Below are 17718 nucleotides of genomic sequence, written 5' to 3' on the forward strand. Positions count from 1 at the left end.
CGCACTCACCTGCTACAAGAAACTCACGAAGGCGAAATCAGCGACATGAGACACGGTCTAAGGCCGTGTTCAAGAAGTAGGAGTACGGTTCCGCTGTGTCGCATTTGCTCGGCTCTGACGGATGTCGGCAGGGCAGCAGGTTCCGAGCAGCTGTGGACGGCCCTGTGCGTAGGGCGATACGCTCGGAGCGTAGTCCCGGATCTGGTGCAGGCCGATGTAAAGGTTGTCAACGCGTGTTCCGAGTCGATGCCGATTCGCTGGAGAAGTACTTCGGGTTCGATCCTGGCCGGGAAGTGGATCTGCGTCAGGTCGATGAATTGATTCGAGCGGCCGGACCAACCTTGGAGCGTTGGTCCGTGAACGGAACCCCCTCGGACAAGCCCGGCATGGCAATGAACCTGATCGGATACGGCAGATTCGAATACACGGTCCAGAAGTCGCCCGAGCGCGTGATCTGGCCGATCATCGGCCTGGCGCTGCAGAAAAACTACCTCAGCCTCTATCTCGCCGCCGAGGTCGACGGGACTCCGTTCGCTCAAATCCACGCGGGCAACCTCGGCAAGGTCGATGTCAGCACCACCGGTGCAATCAGATTCGTCGGCGTCGACGATCTCGATATCACAGCGAAAACGATTTCAGTGCAGGGCGTCCCACTCCCACTCAGCTAGGCCTTGTTCGAGAAGCTGGTAGCCAGATGTTGATGGTGGCGATCTGGACGACTGCCTTGTAGCGGACGTTGCCCCTCAGCATTGTTCGATCGATCGTCCAGTGTGAACATGTCAAGTTCAGATAGTCGCCGGACTGTTGCCGGCGATCGATTCGCGGTAGAATTCGAACATGCATTCGAGCGGGGTGGGAATCGGGGAGCGGACATCCGGCCCGCTGCATACCGCCGCCGCCGCGCTGCTCGACCTGGCACTCGCGCCCCTGACCGATGACGAGGTCGTCGACCTCATGCGCGATGTCGAACGGTGCGCCCGCATGCTCACCGCGATGCAGCATCGGCTGCTGATCGAGGCCCGGGAACGTTCCATCCCGGCCCGCACCGGAGCGAAGTCGCTGAAGAAGTTCCTGATGGAGACCTTGCGCCTGGCGAGCGGCGATGCCGGGGCCCGCGTACACCAGGCCGAATGGGTGGGCATATTTCACGACATGGCCGGTGAGCCGTTGGATCCTCAGTTGCCGTCTGCGGCGAAAGCCCTTGCCTCCGGCGATATCTCGGCCGATCACGCCCGCGGTATCGCGACCGTAGTGAACCGGATGCCGCGCGGAGTCTCGGGCAACGACCGCGCAGCGGCCGAACAGATTCTGACCGAATTCGCCCGCTCCGGCTCCCCCGACGACACCGGCAAGATCGGCGACCGCCTTCTCGCCCACCTCGATCCCGACGGCCGCCTCACCACCGACAACGACCGGGCCCGCATGCGAGGCCTCACCCTGGGGCGGCAACGGCCGGACGGCATGTCCCCGATCCGTGGGGAGATCGACCCGGTGCTGCGCGCCCTGCTGGACCCGCTGCTGGCCAAATACGCCCGCCCCGGGGTCTGCAATTCCGAGGACCCGGAGAGCCCCGGCACCGACATCGACAGCGCCGACCCGGCCCGACTCGCCGATGCCGCACGCCGTGACCACCGGTCCACCACGCAGCGCAATCACGACGCGCTCCGGGCGATCCTGTCCTCGGGCATCCTCGCGGAGGAGTTGGGGACACATCGCGGCCTGCCGGTGACGACCATCCTGACGCTGAAGATCGAAGACCTGGAACAGATGTCGGGCGTGGCCACCACCGCGACCGGCGGCACCGTCCCCCTCCGCGACGCGCTGCGGCTCGCCGAACGCTCGCGCCCATACCTGGCCGTATTCGACCACGCCGGACTCCCGCTACACCTGGGCCGCACCAAGCGACTGGCCTCCCGGGAGCAGCGCCTAGCCCTCATCGCCGCCTTGAAGGGCTGTTCCCGTCCCGGTTGCGACGCGCCCGCCAGCCTGTCGGCCGTGCACCACATCCTGGAGTACCGCAACAACGGCACCACGGATATCGAGAACCTCGCCCTCGCCTGCGACGCGTGCCACGCCCTGATCCACGACGGACCCGGCGGCTGGAAAACCCTTGTGGAAGGCCCGAATTCACCCTATGCGGGCCGCGTAGCCTGGCTCGCGCCCCCACACATCGACCCCGACCAAATCCCCGAGGTCAACCACCGCCACCACGCCAACGAACTCTTCGCCGAGGTCCTGGCCCGCATCCACCTCCGGCACACCCCCATCCGCGAAGCACACCCGCAGTGGCCGCGCACCCACAACGAGGCGCACCGCCAACACCCGGCGCACTCCCAACACCCCGCCCCACCAACCAAACGCCGCGGCCCAACTCCCGCATACCCTCGGCTGCAGACTCCCTAGCCGCTGGCCACCAGTCACGCCGTGACCGATTGCCGCCGTCACCAACCAACCACTGCCAACCGACTATTGCCACCGAAAGAGCACATTCGATCCGCTGGACCGCAGATCGATGGTCCAGCCCCTCTGGATACGAAATCAGCCCGGATAATCTGGCAACCGTGATGAGGACTCGGCAGCTGATGCTGGCTGGCATTGTGGCGGCGAGTGTGGCCGCCTGCGGCGGATCGGGGTCGGACTTGCCGCGGCTGTCGCGCTCCGAGCCCGTTCAGGTGTGCGGCTGGGGCGGCACCCGGTCCACCGGAATTCTGCCCGCGTCCGGAAGCGATGGAGTAGATCGCTACCGATATCGACACCTTCGTCGATGGACTACAGATCGTGCCAACGTCTCCGGCCGGTTGAGCAGCGTCGTTTCCCGCTCACGCACGATGCTGTACGCGGGCGCTTGCGTAGAGGCAGATGGCTGCTGCGGCGGCTAGGTTCAGACTTTCGGCGCGGCCGTGGATGGGGATGCGGATGCGGTGGTCGGCGCGGGCGGCTACAGCGGGGGCGAGGCCGTGGGCCTCGTTGCCGAACAACCAGGCGATGCCGGTGGGCTCACCCTCTCCGCGCAGTATCTCGTCGGCGTCGTCGAGGTCGACCTCGCCGCGAGCGGTGGTGGCCAGCACCGTGATTCCCGCCTCCCGCAGGCCCGACAGCACCAAGTCGATATTCCGCTCCCTGGCGATCGGCACGTGGAAAAGGCTTCCGGCGCAGGCGCGGACGCACTTGCCGTTGTGCGGGTCGACCGAATCACCGGCCAGGACAACACCATTCGCTCCGACCGCGTCGGCGACGCGAATCAGCGTGCCCGCGTTGCCGGGATCGGAGATCTCCACCGGAACGGCGAGTAGCCGCGCGGAAACCTGGCCGCTGAACTCTCTCCCCGAAAGCACCTGCGGCAGCGGAACATCGACCTGGCGGCAGACCGCGACCAGCCCGGGCGGGGTGACGGTCTCCCCCAGCTGCGCCGCCGCCCGATCGCTCACCAGCGTCGTGCGGACACCCCGTGCGGCGGCGCTCGCCACCAACTCGTGTTCGCGCTCCGCGGCCCGCCCGGAGAAGAACAGCTCCTCCACGCGCTCGGTATCCAGCGCCGCCGCAACCGAATTCGCCCCCTCGGCGAGAAACAGCCCCGTCTTGCGGCGCTGCGGCGCACGATGCAGTTTCACCGCCGCGACGACCCGCGAATTGCGCCAGTCGATCACCTCAGCCACAGCTCACCAGCTCTCACGCCAGACATGGCAACGACCCGCGAATTGCGTTCCGGTAAGAGCGCTTCCGCGGGTCGTCGTTACAAGAAGCTTACGCAGCCGGCGCGTTGACGTCGGCCGGGAGGGCGGCCTTCGCCACGGCGACCAGACCGGCGAATGCGTCGGCGTCCGACACCGCCAGCTCGGCGAGGTTCTTGCGGTCCACCTCGACACCGGCGGCCTTCAGGCCCTGGATGAAGCGGTTGTAGGTGATGTCGTTGGCGCGGGCCGCCGCGTTGATGCGGGCGATCCACAGCTTGCGGAAGTCGCCCTTGCGCGCCCGGCGGTCCCGGTAGGCGTAGGTGAGCGAGTGCAGCTGCTGCTCCTTGGCCTTGCGGTACAGCCGCGAGCGCTGCCCGCGGTAGCCCTTGGAGGCCTCGAGGATGCTACGGCGCTTCTTCTGAGCGTTGACGGCCCTTTTGACGCGTGCCACTGGTCAGTCCTTGTTCGATCGAGGGCGCTCGCGGCGCCCGAAATGGTCGGGGATGGCGTTCAGTCAGATACCGAGCAGCTTCTTGATGCGAGGAACGTCCGACTTGGCGACCTCCACCGTGCCGTCCAGACGGCGAGTCCGAGTCGTGGGCTTGTGCTCGAAATTGTGGCGACGGTTCGCCTGCTGCCGCCGCAGCTTGCCGCGACCGGTCACCCTGAATCGCTTCGAAGCACCGCTGTGGCTCTTCATCTTCGGCATTGATTCCTCAAATCTGTCTCGTGCCGACGGCAGCGCGAAGTCACGCTGCCACCGGTGCTGTATCGGTTCTACTGCGGGGCGGCCGCTTCGGCCTCGGGGGCGGGCGCCGGGCTGGACCCGGGCGTCGGCCTCGGGCCGGGCGCGGGAGCGGCGGAACCGCCACCGGCCGGCGCGGGCCGCTGCGGCGCCGACTGCTGCTGCGCCTTCGCCGTCGCCCGCGTCTTCGCGCCCTTGTGCGGCGCGAGGACCATGGTCATGTTCCGGCCGTCCTGCTTGGCCGAAGTCTCCACGAAGCCGAGATCGGCCACGTCGGAGGCCAGCCGCTGCAGCAGCCGGAACCCGAGTTCGGGGCGCGACTGCTCACGGCCGCGGAACATGATCGTCACCTTGACCTTCGACCCGGCCTCGAGGAAGCGCATCACATGGCCTCTCTTGGTCGCGTAGTCGTGGTCGTCGATCTTCGGACGGAGCTTCTGCTCCTTGATCACGGTCTGCTGCTGGTTCTTCCGTGACTCGCGCGCCTTCTGCGCGGTCTCGTACTTGAACTTGCCGTAGTCCATGATCTTGCAGACCGGCGGTCGCGCATCCGGCGCGACCTCGACCAGGTCGAGATCTGCCTCCTGCGCGACGCGTAGTGCATCTTCAACACGCACGATCCCCACCTGCTCGCCACCGGGTCCGATGAGTCGGACCTCCGGCACGCGGATGCGATCGTTGATGCGGGTCTCAGTGCTGATGGGGCCTCCTAGGTCAAGCGGTGTCGTCCAACGACCGCGCGCTATAACTGCAACCCCATATCCAACACGAAAGCCCCGCCGCGGTATTTCACCGCCACGGGGCCCGAGTCGACCGGCCGTCGATGCATACACCCTCCGCATCGACCCTTGTGCTGGGGAAACCCCGCACGAGGAACCCATCGGCAACCGATGGGCGACCGGACCGTCGAGCCTGGCGTGTCGCTGCATCAACCTCACAGCACAACATCGGCTGACGGTGGGAGTCGGGCTCCACTTACGGCCCCGGCGCTGTCATAGAACAGACACGGGGCGGTCGTCGGCAGGCAGCTTAGCATCCACCCGCCCGCAACTCCCAATCGGCCACACCCGCGACCAGGCACATCGGCGCCGGGTGGAAAGGTATCGGGCATGAGTGAGGTGTCGAACGACGGGGTGCGGGAGCTGGCTGACGTTCCCGCCGTCGAGGTGATCAGCCGCGCGGCGGTGATGCTGATGAGTTCGGCGGCCGAGAAGCTGGGGCTGGCCGACGAGGATCCCGACTCCAGCCCGCGCCGCGACCTGGACGAGGCCCGCCGCGTTATCACCGCGCTCGCGGGACTGGTCACGGCCTCCGTCGAGTACCTGGGCCCGCACGCCGGACCGATCCGCGACGGCCTGCAGTCCCTGCAGCGCGCGTTCCGCGAATCCTCCGCCCACCCGGACGAGCCCGGCAAGGGCCCCGGCGAGAAGTACACGGGCCCGGTGTACTGAGCGGGTGGCGACGGTTCTCGCAGATCCGGCGACACCGGCTGCTCCGGGAGTGCCTGCGGGACTTGCAATCCGCCGACCGCGAAGCGGCTCATGATCGAGACAGCTGCGCTGCCTGCCGGGCGGATCACGCTGTCGGACCGCCGCACCCAGCGCAGCTGGACGGTGGAGATCGCCCCGTGCGATATGTCGGTGTATCCGATCACGCAGGCGCAGTACGCCGACCTCACCGGCGAGTGGCCGAGCGCGACGCGCGGCGACCGCCTGCCCGTCGAGAGCGTCTCATGGTGGGACGCCATCGAATTCTGCAATGCCCTGTCCCGGCGCGCGGGCTTGGCGCCCGTCTACCGCCGCGACGAAGCCCGAGCCGGCACGCACTACGAGCACGCTGCCGAGGACCGAGCCGATATCGTCCACTGGGACCGCGAAGGTGACGGCTATCGGCTGCCGACCGAGGCCGAATGGGAATTCGCCTGCCGCGCCGGAACTTCCGGCCCACGCTACGGACCGCTCGACGACATCGCCTGGTACCGAGGCAATTCCGACGGACGCAGCCACGAGGTCGGCGGCAAGCGCGCCAACGCTTTCGGGCTGCACGACATGCTCGGCAACGTGTGGAACTGGTGCTGGGACACCTACGACCCCGAGGTCTACGGAAGCTACCGGGTACTGCGCGGCGGCGGCTGGTTCGACGAACACTGGAGCTGCCGCGCCGGGGTCCGGCGCCGCAGCCACCCGGACGCCCGCATCGAGGACATCGGCTTCCGGGTCGCGCGCACGATGCCGCGCTGAACATACGGCCTCTCGCTTCGCCTCGAGAACACAGCCGTGCCATGCTCGGCGGATGGCGTGCATACTTCTCGTGCCGGGTTTCTGGCTCGGCGCGTGGGCGTGGGACGAGGTTGCCGACGATCTGCGGCGGCGCGGGAACGAGGTGCGTGCGCTCACGCTGCCCGGGCTCGATCCCGCCGATCCCGAGCGGCTGTCGGTGAGCTTCGAGACACAGGCGCGGGCCATTCTCGATGCCGCGGGAACCGAGGCGCCGGTGGTGCTGGTGTCACATTCGGGTGGTGCGCTGCCCGCCTATCTCGCCACCGATATTGCGCCGGAACGGTTTTCGCGCGCCGTCTATGTCGACACCGCGCCGATGCCGGACGGGTACGCCGTCCTCCCCGAACTGGGGTCGGCGCGCGAACTTCCGCTGCCGGACTGGGAGCGGTTGCAGGCCACCGGGAACAGCATCGAGGGACTCGACGCTGCCGCGCTGGCCCGGTTCCGGGAGCGGGCGGTCTCCGAACCGGCGAGCATCGCGGCCGCGCCGCTGAACCTCAGCGATTCCCCGGCGCGCCTTGCGATTCCGGCGACGATCATCTGCACCAGCTATTCATCGGATCTGGTGCGGCAGCTGCGCGACGCGGGCGAGTTGCCCATGTTCGCCGAGCTGACACGCATCGACGCCGAATACATCGACCTGCCTACCGGTCACTGGCCGATGTGGTCGCGCCCCGCCGAGCTGGCCGAACTCATCCACACCACGGCCGACCGCTGAACCGTGCCGCGGCCGCCCCCCCCCCCGAATTGTGAGCGCACCCGTATCAGCGCTGCTTTCGCTTGGTGCGTAGTGGAATTCATCCGTTTCTGAAAACATCTGCGACAACCCCTCGTATGATTCGACGGATGTCTTCGGGGGTACACACAGCTGCCAAGGGGCGAGATTCAGGAGCAGGATGACCGCCAGAAGAGACCTCGAACGCGAACTGCGCGGCCCCTCGGCCGCGCTGGACCAGCTCTCCGACGGGGAGACCGCCGATCTGCTCGCGCTGTTTCAGGCGGCCCGGCAGCAGGAGCGGTTCGCCCTGGCCGAATCGATCGACGGGATGATCGGCGCGCTGCCGAAACCGCTGCGCGGAGTGACGAAGCGGATCATGTTCGGAGATGCCGTCGGCTGATGAGTGAGCTGGTAACCCGCGCCCAGATCATCCTCTTGGCGCGCACCCTGCACGTATCCCCGCATCGGCTGGCGCATCTGGAGCGCCTGGGCGCGGAACACCTGCACGACCTGCAACAGCGGATGGCGGCCGTCATCTTCGACGAGCACGCCGAGACGTTCCGCCGGATCAGCAAGCTGGTGCCGTTCATCCCGCTGAGCATCTCGATGCCCCTGGTGCAGCGGATCGTGCCGCCGATGATGACCGGCCGGGCGGCGGGCGCCGTGGGAATCGACCACCCCCGCAAGGCCTCCGAGACGCTGACGCTGCTGCGCACGTCGTATGTGGCCGACTGCGCCCCGTACCTGGATACCAGGACGATCGGCACCGTGGCCGAGATCGCGCCGACCGAGTCGGTGATCGAGGTGGTGAACGAGGTGCTGCGCCGTCGCGACTACGTGACGGCCGGACCGTTCCTCGGCGCCGCCACTCCCGAACTGATCGCCGCGGTCGAGCGGGGCGTGCCCGACGACGAGGGGATGATCTTCTCCGCCGCGTTCGCCTATTCCGCGGAGAGCATCAGCGCGATCATGCGGCAGTTGCTCACCGGGCCCGCGCAGCGGGTGCCGCGGATGGTGCACACCGTCCTCGTCGGCTCACCCGAATTGCAGTCGGCCGCCCTGTCCGTCTTCGCCCGCTGCGATACCGATGTGGTCACCGCGGTCGGGGACATGCTGTTCAGCATCGGGTCGACGGAGTCGATCGGGACGCTCGTCACCAATGCCGGACGCATGGGCGTGACGGCCGAATTGCTGACCTTCACCGGCCAGCTGAGCCCGCTGTCGCGGGATCGGATGGCCGCCAATCCGGTTGTCACCGAGACGGATACGCTGACCGGGCTGGTCGGTGCGCTCGACGGCCGCAGCGGACCGGGGAGCTGGCGCGGCCTGCTGGAACTCGGAGTGTGCCTCGACGGCGGCAGCAAGCGGACGCTCGCCCGCTTACTTGCGCAGCTTCCCGAGCCGACCGTGGGCCAGCTGCCGCAGCGCGCCACCGAGGCCGGGCTGTGGCCGAAGCTGCTGGAACTCATCGCCGATGCCGACGCCGACGTACAAGCCCGCATCGGCGCGATCTGGGCGGCGCTGCCCGCGGAGCGGCGAACCGCCCTGCAACGCCACCTGGACGAGACCGTGACCGACCCACGCCTGTCGGTCCTCCGCGGCGCGATCCCGACGGTCTCGGTCGAGGAGGTCTTCTTCCGCCGACGGCAAATGCGCAGACACGGTCCTGGCGGGGCTGAATTCGGCGCGGCCACGGGGCGCCCCCGGTTCTGAGCCGCCAGCAGCACAATTCGCCTAGCTCAGCCGACTGCGACCTTGCGTTTGGCTGGGGTTTTCTTTGCCTTCGTGGCCCCGGTCTTGGTAGATCCAGCTTTGGTGGCCCGCGCCTTGGATTTTCCGGACCCTGACGCAGGAGGCTCGACCGCCAGCACCTCGCTCAGGAACTGCCCGGTGTAGCTCTCCGGCACCGCCGCGACGTCTTCCGGGGTGCCCTGCGCGATGACCGTGCCGCCACCCGAGCCGCCCTCCGGACCCATATCGATAACCCAGTCCGAGGTCTTGATGACGTCCAGGTTGTGCTCGATGACGATGACGGTGTTGCCCTTGTCGACCAGGCCGTTGATGACGCCGAGCAGTTTGCGGATGTCCTCGAAGTGCAGGCCGGTGGTCGGCTCGTCGAGGATGTAGACGGTGCGGCCGGTCGAGCGCTTCTGCAGTTCGGCGGCCAGCTTCACGCGCTGCGCCTCGCCGCCGGACAGCGTCGGCGCGCTCTGGCCGAGCCGGACGTAGCCGAGGCCGACATCGACGAGGGTCTTGAGGTACCGGTGGATCGAGGTGACCGGCTCGAAGAAGTCGGCCGCCTCCTCGATCGGCATGTCGAGCACCTCGGCGATCGTCTTGCCCTTGTAGTGCACCTCGAGGGTCTCCCGGTTGTACCGGGCGCCATGGCACACCTCGCACGGAACGTAGACGTCGGGCAGGAAGTTCATCTCGATCTTCAGCGTGCCGTCGCCCGAACACGCCTCGCAGCGACCGCCCTTCACGTTGAACGAGAACCGGCCCGGCTGGTAGCCGCGCACCTTGGCCTCGGTGGTCGCGGCGAACAGGGTGCGGATCTTGTCGAACACGCCGGTGTAGGTGGCCGGATTCGAGCGGGGGGTGCGGCCGATCGGCGACTGGTCCACCTGCACCAGCTTGTCCAGGCTGTCCAAGCCGTTGATCCGGGTGTGGCGGCCGGGCACCTGGCGCGCGCCGTTCAGCTTGTTGGCCAGCACCGTCGCCAGGATGTCGTTCACCAGGGTCGACTTGCCGGAGCCGGAGACGCCCGTGACCGCGGTCAGCACGCTCAGGGGGAAGTTCACGTCGATGCCGCGCAGGTTGTGCTCGTTGGCGCCGACGACGGTGAGCTGCTTCTTCCTGTTCACCGGGCGCCGCACCATGGGCACCTCGATCTGCTCGCGGCCCGAAAGGTACGCGCCCGTCAGCGAATTCGGGTCCTTCAGCAGACCTTGGTAGGGGCCGCTGTAGACGACCTGGCCGCCGTGCTCGCCCGCCATCGGGCCGATATCGACCACCCAGTCCGAGGAGTGGATTGTGTCCTCGTCGTGCTCGACCACGATCAGCGTGTTGCCGAGATCCCGCAGCCGCGACAGCGTTTCGATCAGGCGGCGGTTGTCGCGCTGGTGCAGCCCGATCGACGGCTCGTCGAGCACGTACAGCACGCCGACCAGGCCGGAGCCGATCTGGGTGGCCAGCCGGATGCGCTGCGCCTCGCCGCCGGACAGCGTCGCGGCCGCCCGCGACAGCGTCAGGTACTCCAGGCCGACGTCGAGCAGGAAGCCCAGGCGCGCCTGGATCTCCTTGAGCACCTGCCCGGCGATGGCCGCCTCCCGCTCCCCCAGCTCGAGGGAGTTGAGGAACTTCGAGCAGTCCCGGATCGAGAAATCACAGACCTCCGCGATCGACCGGCGGCCGCCCTCGGAATTGAGCGTGACGGCGAGGATTTCGGGCCGCAGCCGGGCGCCCTGGCAGACCGGGCACGGGATATCCCGCATGTACCCCTCGTAGTGCTCCTTCATCTGGTCGGACTCGGTGTTGTCCATGCGCCGCTGCAGGAACGGCATCACGCCCTCGAAGTCGGCGTAGTACGAGCGCTTGCGGCCGTAGCGGTTGGTGTAGGACACGTGCACCTGGTCGTTGCTGCCCTCCAGCACTGCCTTGCGGGCCTTGGCGGGCAACCGGTTCCACGGGGTGTCCATGGAGAAGCCGATCGCCTCGGCCAGGCCCGACAGCAGCCGGGTGAAGTATTCGGCGGTCTGCCCGCGCGACCACGGCGCGATCGCGCCCTCGTTCAGGCTCAGGTCGGGATCGGGGACCACCAGGTCGGGGTCGACCTCTTTGCGGATGCCCAGGCCGGTGCAGTCCGGGCAGGCGCCGTAGGGCGAGTTGAACGAGAACGAGCGCGGCTCCAGATCCTCGATATCCAGGGGGTGGCCGTTGGGGCAGGCCAACCTCTCGGAGAAGCGGCGCTCGCGGTCGTGCGCGTGCTCCTCGCGATCGACGAAATCGAGCACCACGATGCCGTCGGCCAGCCGCAGCGCCGTCTCGATCGAATCGGTCAGGCGCTGCTTGGACGTCGGCTTCACGGCGAGGCGGTCGACGACCACCTCGATATCGTGCTTCTCCTGCTTCTTCAGCTTCGGCGGATCGGTCAGCGGGTACACCACGCCGTCCACCCGGACGCGCGAATAGCCCTGCGTGTTCAGCTGATCGAACAGGTCGACGAATTCGCCCTTGCGGGTGCGGACCACCGGCGCCAGCACCTGGAACCGGATGCCCGCCTCCATCTCCAGCACCTGGTCGACGATCTGCTGCGGGGTCTGCTTGGCGATCAGCTCGCCGCAGACCGGGCAGTGCGGGGTGCCGGCGCGCGCGTACAGCAGGCGCAGATAGTCGTACACCTCCGTGATGGTGCCGACGGTGGACCGCGGGTTGCGGTTGGTGGACTTCTGGTCGATGGAGACCGCGGGCGACAGGCCCTCGATGAAATCCACATCCGGCTTGTCCATCTGGCCGAGGAACTGCCGCGCGTAGGCCGACAGCGACTCCACGTAGCGGCGCTGGCCCTCGGCGAAGATGGTGTCGAACGCGAGGCTGGACTTGCCGGACCCGGACAGTCCGGTGAACACGATGAGGCTGTCGCGGGGGAGGTCGATATCGACCCCCTTGAGGTTGTGCTCCCGCGCTCCGCGCACCGTCAGGCGATCCGCCACAGGCCGTCCCTTCTCGATCGTGTTTCGGCGTCCAGAACTACCCCCGCCGCCATGCTAAGCACACCCACCGACAAGTTTGAGCTCTAGCGGGCATCGAGACACCGGACCAGGGATTTCGCGTTCGCTCCCCCGCGACCGCACTGATCCAGCTTACGCGCCGCGGCCGGCAGCGGCCGCTGTGAGCTGCCGGACACCTCCGGCGGCTCGCATCCTGCGGCCACCCGACACGGCCGCGTGCGCGGCGGGCACCAGCAGCGTGAGATCCCCGTCGTAGCGGCGATACAGCAGCATCACCCGCCGAGTGCGCGGGTCGGTGCAGAACAGGAACGGCAGCCCCGCGCGGAGCGGACTACCCGGTCGGGCCGAGCACGATCACCGAGTTGTGCCCGCCCATGCCGAGGGAGGTCTTGACGGTGTAGCCACCGGCAAACGAGGTCGGCCCGTCCAGCAACCGCGGATGCGCGGACGCGACGATCGGCGCGGCGGGCACGACGCCGCGCTCGTAGCCCAGCGCCGCCGCGGCCACCTCGACCCCGGCGGCCGCGCCCATGCAGTGGCCGGTCAGCGGCTTCACCGAGTAGACGAGCGGGCGATCGGCGAACAGCTCCGACAGCAGCGTCGTCTCGGCGACGTCGCACTGCCGGGTGCCGGGCCCGTGCGCGTTGTAGTAGGCAATATCGGAGGCCTGCACACCGGCGAAATCCAGTGCGCGGCAGGCACATTCGAAGAACTGCGCCAGACTCGGCTCGACCGAGACGACGTGGTGGGCGTCGTTGGTCATGGCGCCGCCCAGCATCGAGACATAGGGCCGATCGGCGGCGCGGGTAGCCACGAAGGCCACCGACGCCTCGCCGAAGCTGAAACCCCGGCTCCCCTCCTGAAACGGACGGCACGCGTCCAGCGGCTCGGTATCCGACACCGCCGCCCCCATCTTCACGAAATGCTCGACCATGTCGGGAGTGCCCGACAGGTCGGTCGTCACCACGATCACGTCATCGGCGAAACCCTGGTCCAGCCATAGTTTCGCGGTGATCAGCGCGACGTTGGCCGAACTGCACGCCGCCGACACGTTCATCGACGGGCCGTGGAAACCGAACTCCTTCATCAGGACCGCGATCGGGGTGGACGGGAGTAATCGCAGGTAGTCGCGCGAGCGCCGATGGCCGTGGTCGACGCTGTAGAAATCGCGCCAGTCGTAGACGTCGCCGAGCACGATCGCGTGCAGCAGGCCCACCGTGCGGCCGGGCCGCCAGCCGCGCTCGGTGGCGTCGGCGATCGCCTCGCGCGCCGACTGGTGCATGGCGCGCGCGTAGCGGCTGGGGCTCACCGCCGGATCGCCGCCGTCGGGTAGTCGGGCCACCCAGGCGTGCTCGTCGCGGCCGGGGCCGTACCCTGGGTACAGCCGGGCCGCGGACTTGCCGCTCAGCAGACCCTGCCAGAGAGTCTCGCGCCCCCAGCCGTACCCACTGACGACACCGATCCCGGCTATCGTCATATGATCTTGATACTGTTCCGCGGGCTGCGGAGTGGTGGTGCTCGGCATCGCATCGCTCCTTCACCGGTCCCGGGCCGGATAGCGAACAATCTGCCATCACTGAGCAAACCGGTAGCTGTAATGATCGCCAATCAGGGCCCGATGAAGTGCCCGAACTGTGACTGATCCAATACCGTCGACGCTGTGATCTTGTGCACGTCGATACCAGAATGATCCCGTGTGCCGTTGACGTAAATCATCGATGATCAGGGGGTTCGTGTGGTTGAGGCGGGTGACGACCGGGACGATCCGGTCGATGCCGAACAGCTTGCCCAGCGGTACCGGACCCTGGTCGAGCACAGTCCCGACGGGGTCGTGGTCCATGAGCGCGGCATCATCGTATTTGCTAATCCAGCAATAGTAGGGCTACTCGGAGCCGAGTCTACCGACCAGGTCGTGGGGCTGCCGGTGGCCCAGTTCGTCGACCCGAGGTCGGTCCCCGGCATGCTCGAGCGGATCGGTCGCCTCGAGTCCACCGGGGACGCGTCCGACCCGGCCGAGATGACCCTCATCCGCACCGACGGGGACACCGTCGACGTCGAGACCGTCTCGGTGCTCACCGTCTGGCACAACCGGCTCGCCTACCAGGTGGTCATCCACGACCTCACCGCCCAGCGCCACGCCGAGGCCGCCCAGCGGCGCGCCGAACAGCACTTCACGACCGTCGTCTCGCAGCTCGAGGAGGGCGTGGTGGTGATCGACCGCGACGGCCGCGTCGAGTCGGTCAATCCGGCGGCCATGCGGATCTTCGGCCACGACGGCGGCGATCTGGTCGGCACCCGGATCGACGCGCTGCCGCTCGCGCTGCTCGATGCCAACGCCCAGCCGCTGCCGCCGATGCGACACCCCGTCGCCCGCACCCTCGCCACCGGCGAGACCATCACCCGCTACGTGTTCGGGGTGGACCGGCCCGACGGGCAGCGCCGCTGGCTGTCGGGCTCGAGCCGGTTGCTGAACCCCGGCGACCCCGCGTCCCCCGCGGTGTCGTCGTTCAACGACATCACCGAATTCCGGGCCAGCCGAAGGCAATTGGAGTACCAGGCCACCCACGATCCGCTGACCGGGCTGGCCAACCGCTCGCTGGTGCTGTCACGGCTGGCGGCCGCGCTGGGCACCAGCGAGGAGCTGCCGGTGTCCACGGTGCTGTTCATCGATCTGGACGGCTTCAAGACCATCAACGACTCGCTGGGCCACGCCATCGGCGACACCGTGCTGCAGATCGTGGCGCAGCGCCTGCAGCGCAGCCTGCGCGGCGACGACGTGGTGGGCCGCATCGGCGGCGACGAGTTCCTGGTGCTGCTGTCCGGCCACACCCTGCCGGTCGACCTGGACACCCTGGTGCTGCGGCTGCGGCAGAGCATGGCCGAGCCCATCATCGCCCGCGGACACCGCATCCACGTCGATGCCTCCATCGGCGTCACCCCCCTGCACCCCGGCGACACCCGCACCCCCGAGGCCGTCCTGCACGACGCCGACCTGGCGATGTACCGCGCCAAACCGGACACCCGCCGCGACGGCAACAGCCTCGGACGGCGCCCGAACAACACACACGCCTCCTGATAGCGCGCGTGCCTGACACCTCACCTGGGATTACGGCGAGCGAGGCGAAGCCGAACTAGACTCGACAACTCTGTTTTCCTCTGCACGCGGCCCCTCCGCGGCCGACCCGTGGTGACAAGGAGTTGACGTTTTGCCCGACCGCCTCACCGAGGATCGCCCGGCCGACCGCGCCGCCGACATCGACCGCGAGCAGAAGCACCTGACGCGGCTGTACCAGCGGCTGGACGCCATGCGCGAATACGCCCAGCGCCGCTTGAAGACCGTGCTGCTGGAGGCGGGCGGCACCCCGCAGGCACGCAGCGAGCGCGAATCCTTCACGCAGCTCTATACCGAAGACCTGGCCAAGTACGACGCCGCCGAGCACGGGTTGTGCTTCGGCAGAATAGATCTGGCGGTGGAAGCGACGGGCCACGACCAAGAAATCCGCTATATCGGCAGGCTCGGCATCTTGGACGAGGACGACGACTACGCGACGCTGCTGCTGGACTGGCGCGCGCCGCTGGCCCGGCCGTTCTATCTCGCCACCACCGCCAAACCCGACGGCGTCACGCGGCGGCGGCACATCCGTTCGCGCAATCGCGAGGTCACCGCCGTCACCGACGAATTCCTCGACCTCGACGCCGCCCGGGAGGCCGGGGCCATCGACTCCGACGGCGGCAGCGTGGGCAGCGAGAGCGCGCTGCTCGCCGCGCTCAACGCGGCCCGCACCGGGCAGATGAGCGACATCGTCGAGACCATCCAGAGCGAGCAGGACGCCATCATCCGCTCCGAGCACAAGAGCGTGCTGGTGGTGCAGGGCGGGCCGGGCACCGGGAAAACGGCCGTGGCGCTGCACCGCGCGGCCTACCTGCTCTACACCTACCGGCAGCAGCTGGACAAGGCGGGCGTGCTGATCATCGGCCCGAACACCACCTTCCTCGACTACATCGGCCAGGTGCTGCCGTCGCTCGGCGAGACCGGCGTGCTGCTGTCCACCATCGGCGACCTGTATCCGGGAGTGCGTGCGGAGCTGGAGGATTCGCTGCGTGCGGGCGAGCTGAAGGGCTCGACGGACATGCTCGAGGTGCTCAAGAAGGGCGTGCGGGACTGGCAGCAGGCGCCGCGCGAGCCGGTCCGGCTGCATTTCGACGGCTACGACCTGACGCTGGACCGCAAGGTCGTCACCAAGGCCCGGGGCCGCGCGCGTTCGTCGCGGCGGCCGCACAACCTGGCGCGGCCCATCTTCGCCGCCTCGGTGGTCGACGCGCTGACCGATCAGCTGGCCGAGATCCTCGGCCGCGACGTCACCGGCGGCGCCCGGAACCTGCTGAGCCAGGCCGATCTCACCGAGATCCGCGACGAGATGCGCGCCGACGCCGACATCCAGCGCGAGATCGCGAAGCTGTGGCCGATCCTGTCGCCGCAGGAGGTGCTGGCCGGCCTGTGGGCCGATCCCGACCGGCTGGCCCGCGCCGCCGGGGAACTGACGCCGGAGGATCGCAAGGAGCTGTACCGCCCCGACGACGGGCGATTCAGCGCCGCGGACGCGCCGCTGCTGGACGAGCTGGCCGAACTGCTCGGTGTCGACGACGCCGAGGAGCGGGAGCGGTCCCGCCGCCGCTGGCGCGCCCAGCTCGCCGAGGCGCAGGACGCCCTGGACATCCTGACCGGTTCCGCGCCACAGGATCTGGAGGACGAGCTGGACCCGGAGATCCTGATGGCCTACGACCTGATCGATGCGAGCCAGCTGGCCGAGCGCCAGCACGTCGGCACCCGGCAGACCACGGCCGAACGCGCCGCCGGGGACCGCACCTGGACCTACGGCCACGTGATCGTCGATGAGGCACAGGAGCTTTCGGAGATGGCGTGGCGAATGGTGATGCGGCGCATCCCCAATCGCTGGGTCACGGTGGTCGGGGATGTCGCGCAGACCGGCGATCCGGCGGGCGCCTCGTCGTGGCAGGACATGCTGGAACCGTATGTGGCCAAGCGGTGGAAGCTCGCCGAGCTGACCGTCAACTACCGGACCCCGGCCGAGATCATGGCGGTGGCGGCCGATGTGCTGGCCGCGGTCGACCCAGGCGCCGAGGCTCCTCGCTCGGTACGCGAATCGGGTTGTCCGCCAGAGGCTTTCCGGGTCGCCGCCGACGATGCCGTGGCGACGGTGCGGCGGCTGGTGGACGAGGAGGCCGAGCGGCCCGGCATCACCGCGGTGCTCGCGCCGCACGCCCAGGTCGGCGACTACACCGAACTCGCCGGAGATTCCGTCCGCGTCCTGACGGTGTCGGAAGTGAAGGGCCTCGAGTTCGACGCGGTGATCCTGGTGGAGCCCCGAACGGTGCTCGACGAGTCCCCCCGCGGCCTCAACGACCTCTACGTAGCCCTCACCCGCGCCACCCAACGCCTCACGGTAGTCCACACCGGCGACCTACCCGACGTCCTCCACAGCCTGAACCAGCCCGACTGAACCAAACACGAAAGTGGCCGTGAGCAAACGACACTCACGGCCACCGCATT

The 17718-nt window shown here is 68.3% G+C and carries 16 protein-coding genes; 9 read left to right on the plus strand and 7 right to left on the minus strand.

Features of this window, described 5'->3' with window-relative positions:
• Nucleotides 1–233: 233 nt before the first annotated feature.
• Nucleotides 234–668 carry a hypothetical protein gene (locus tag ACYVLQ_RS13700; protein WP_460697830.1) on the plus strand — a complete coding sequence of 145 codons (435 nt, stop codon included), beginning with the start codon at nucleotides 234–236 and terminating at the stop codon, nucleotides 666–668.
• 169 nt (nucleotides 669–837) lie between these two features.
• Nucleotides 838–2403, plus strand: a complete 1566-nt coding sequence (locus ACYVLQ_RS13705; RefSeq protein WP_460697831.1) for an HNH endonuclease signature motif containing protein — start codon at nucleotides 838–840, stop codon at nucleotides 2401–2403.
• 416 nt (nucleotides 2404–2819) lie between these two features.
• Here ACYVLQ_RS13705 and ACYVLQ_RS13710 read toward each other — a convergent pair whose 3' ends face one another.
• The 4 genes from ACYVLQ_RS13710 to infC form a co-directional block, all read right to left on the minus strand.
• The gene (locus tag ACYVLQ_RS13710; protein ID WP_460697832.1) at nucleotides 2820–3656 is read right to left on the minus strand and encodes a TrmH family RNA methyltransferase; all 837 of its coding nucleotides are present in this window, start codon (nucleotides 3654–3656) and stop codon (nucleotides 2820–2822) included.
• A gap of 88 nt (nucleotides 3657–3744) precedes the next feature.
• The gene (rplT, locus tag ACYVLQ_RS13715; RefSeq protein ID WP_068017719.1) at nucleotides 3745–4125 is read right to left on the minus strand and encodes a 50S ribosomal protein L20; all 381 of its coding nucleotides are present in this window, start codon (nucleotides 4123–4125) and stop codon (nucleotides 3745–3747) included.
• 63 nt (nucleotides 4126–4188) lie between these two features.
• Nucleotides 4189–4383 carry a 50S ribosomal protein L35 gene (gene rpmI / locus ACYVLQ_RS13720; protein WP_068017722.1) on the minus strand — a complete coding sequence of 65 codons (195 nt, stop codon included), beginning with the start codon at nucleotides 4381–4383 and terminating at the stop codon, nucleotides 4189–4191.
• A gap of 68 nt (nucleotides 4384–4451) precedes the next feature.
• Nucleotides 4452–5120 carry a translation initiation factor IF-3 gene (gene infC, locus ACYVLQ_RS13725; RefSeq protein ID WP_460698247.1) on the minus strand — a complete coding sequence of 223 codons (669 nt, stop codon included), beginning with the start codon at nucleotides 5118–5120 and terminating at the stop codon, nucleotides 4452–4454.
• Between the two features lie 408 nt (nucleotides 5121–5528).
• On the opposite strand from infC, the gene ACYVLQ_RS13730 reads away from it, so the two are divergent.
• The 5 genes from ACYVLQ_RS13730 (at nucleotide 5529) to ACYVLQ_RS13750 (ending at nucleotide 9129) form a co-directional block, all read left to right on the plus strand.
• Complete coding sequence (locus ACYVLQ_RS13730) at nucleotides 5529–5870, plus strand: DUF1844 domain-containing protein (RefSeq protein WP_460697833.1); 342 nt, start codon at nucleotides 5529–5531, stop codon at nucleotides 5868–5870.
• 90 nt (nucleotides 5871–5960) lie between these two features.
• A complete protein-coding gene (locus ACYVLQ_RS13735; protein ID WP_460697834.1) occupies nucleotides 5961–6659 on the plus strand; it encodes a formylglycine-generating enzyme family protein in 699 nt (232 codons plus the stop codon).
• A 52-nt stretch (nucleotides 6660–6711) separates the two neighbouring features.
• Nucleotides 6712–7416: an alpha/beta fold hydrolase gene (locus ACYVLQ_RS13740; protein ID WP_460697835.1), complete on the plus strand. Its 705-nt coding sequence runs from the start codon at nucleotides 6712–6714 to the stop codon at nucleotides 7414–7416.
• A 178-nt stretch (nucleotides 7417–7594) separates the two neighbouring features.
• The gene (locus tag ACYVLQ_RS13745; RefSeq protein WP_460697836.1) at nucleotides 7595–7816 is read left to right on the plus strand and encodes a hypothetical protein; all 222 of its coding nucleotides are present in this window, start codon (nucleotides 7595–7597) and stop codon (nucleotides 7814–7816) included.
• Nucleotides 7816–9129 (plus strand): hypothetical protein, encoded by a 1314-nt coding sequence (locus ACYVLQ_RS13750; RefSeq protein WP_460697837.1) that lies wholly within the window; start codon nucleotides 7816–7818, stop codon nucleotides 9127–9129. Before ACYVLQ_RS13745 ends, ACYVLQ_RS13750 begins: the two co-directional genes overlap by 1 nt.
• A 26-nt stretch (nucleotides 9130–9155) precedes the next feature.
• Here the strand turns inward: ACYVLQ_RS13750 and uvrA are convergent, their stop codons facing one another.
• The 3 genes from uvrA to ACYVLQ_RS13765 all read right to left on the minus strand — a co-directional run bounded on the left by uvrA (nucleotide 9156) and on the right by ACYVLQ_RS13765 (nucleotide 13671).
• Nucleotides 9156–12128: an excinuclease ABC subunit UvrA gene (uvrA, locus tag ACYVLQ_RS13755; protein WP_460697838.1), complete on the minus strand. Its 2973-nt coding sequence runs from the start codon at nucleotides 12126–12128 to the stop codon at nucleotides 9156–9158.
• A gap of 150 nt (nucleotides 12129–12278) precedes the next feature.
• A complete protein-coding gene (locus ACYVLQ_RS13760; protein WP_460697839.1) occupies nucleotides 12279–12422 on the minus strand; it encodes a hypothetical protein in 144 nt (47 codons plus the stop codon).
• A 55-nt stretch (nucleotides 12423–12477) separates the two neighbouring features.
• The gene (locus ACYVLQ_RS13765) at nucleotides 12478–13671 is read right to left on the minus strand and encodes a beta-ketoacyl synthase N-terminal-like domain-containing protein (RefSeq protein ID WP_460697840.1); all 1194 of its coding nucleotides are present in this window, start codon (nucleotides 13669–13671) and stop codon (nucleotides 12478–12480) included.
• A gap of 210 nt (nucleotides 13672–13881) precedes the next feature.
• Here ACYVLQ_RS13765 and ACYVLQ_RS13770 point away from each other — a divergent pair, with 210 nt between their 5' ends.
• Nucleotides 13882–15222 carry a diguanylate cyclase domain-containing protein gene (locus ACYVLQ_RS13770; RefSeq protein ID WP_460697841.1) on the plus strand — a complete coding sequence of 447 codons (1341 nt, stop codon included), beginning with the start codon at nucleotides 13882–13884 and terminating at the stop codon, nucleotides 15220–15222.
• Between the two features lie 130 nt (nucleotides 15223–15352).
• Entirely contained in the window at nucleotides 15353–17668 is a 2316-nt protein-coding gene (locus ACYVLQ_RS13775) for a HelD family protein (protein ID WP_460697842.1), read from the plus strand.
• The last annotated feature ends 50 nt before the right edge of the window (nucleotides 17669–17718 follow it).

It is taken from the genome of Nocardia thraciensis (assembly GCF_054782435.1).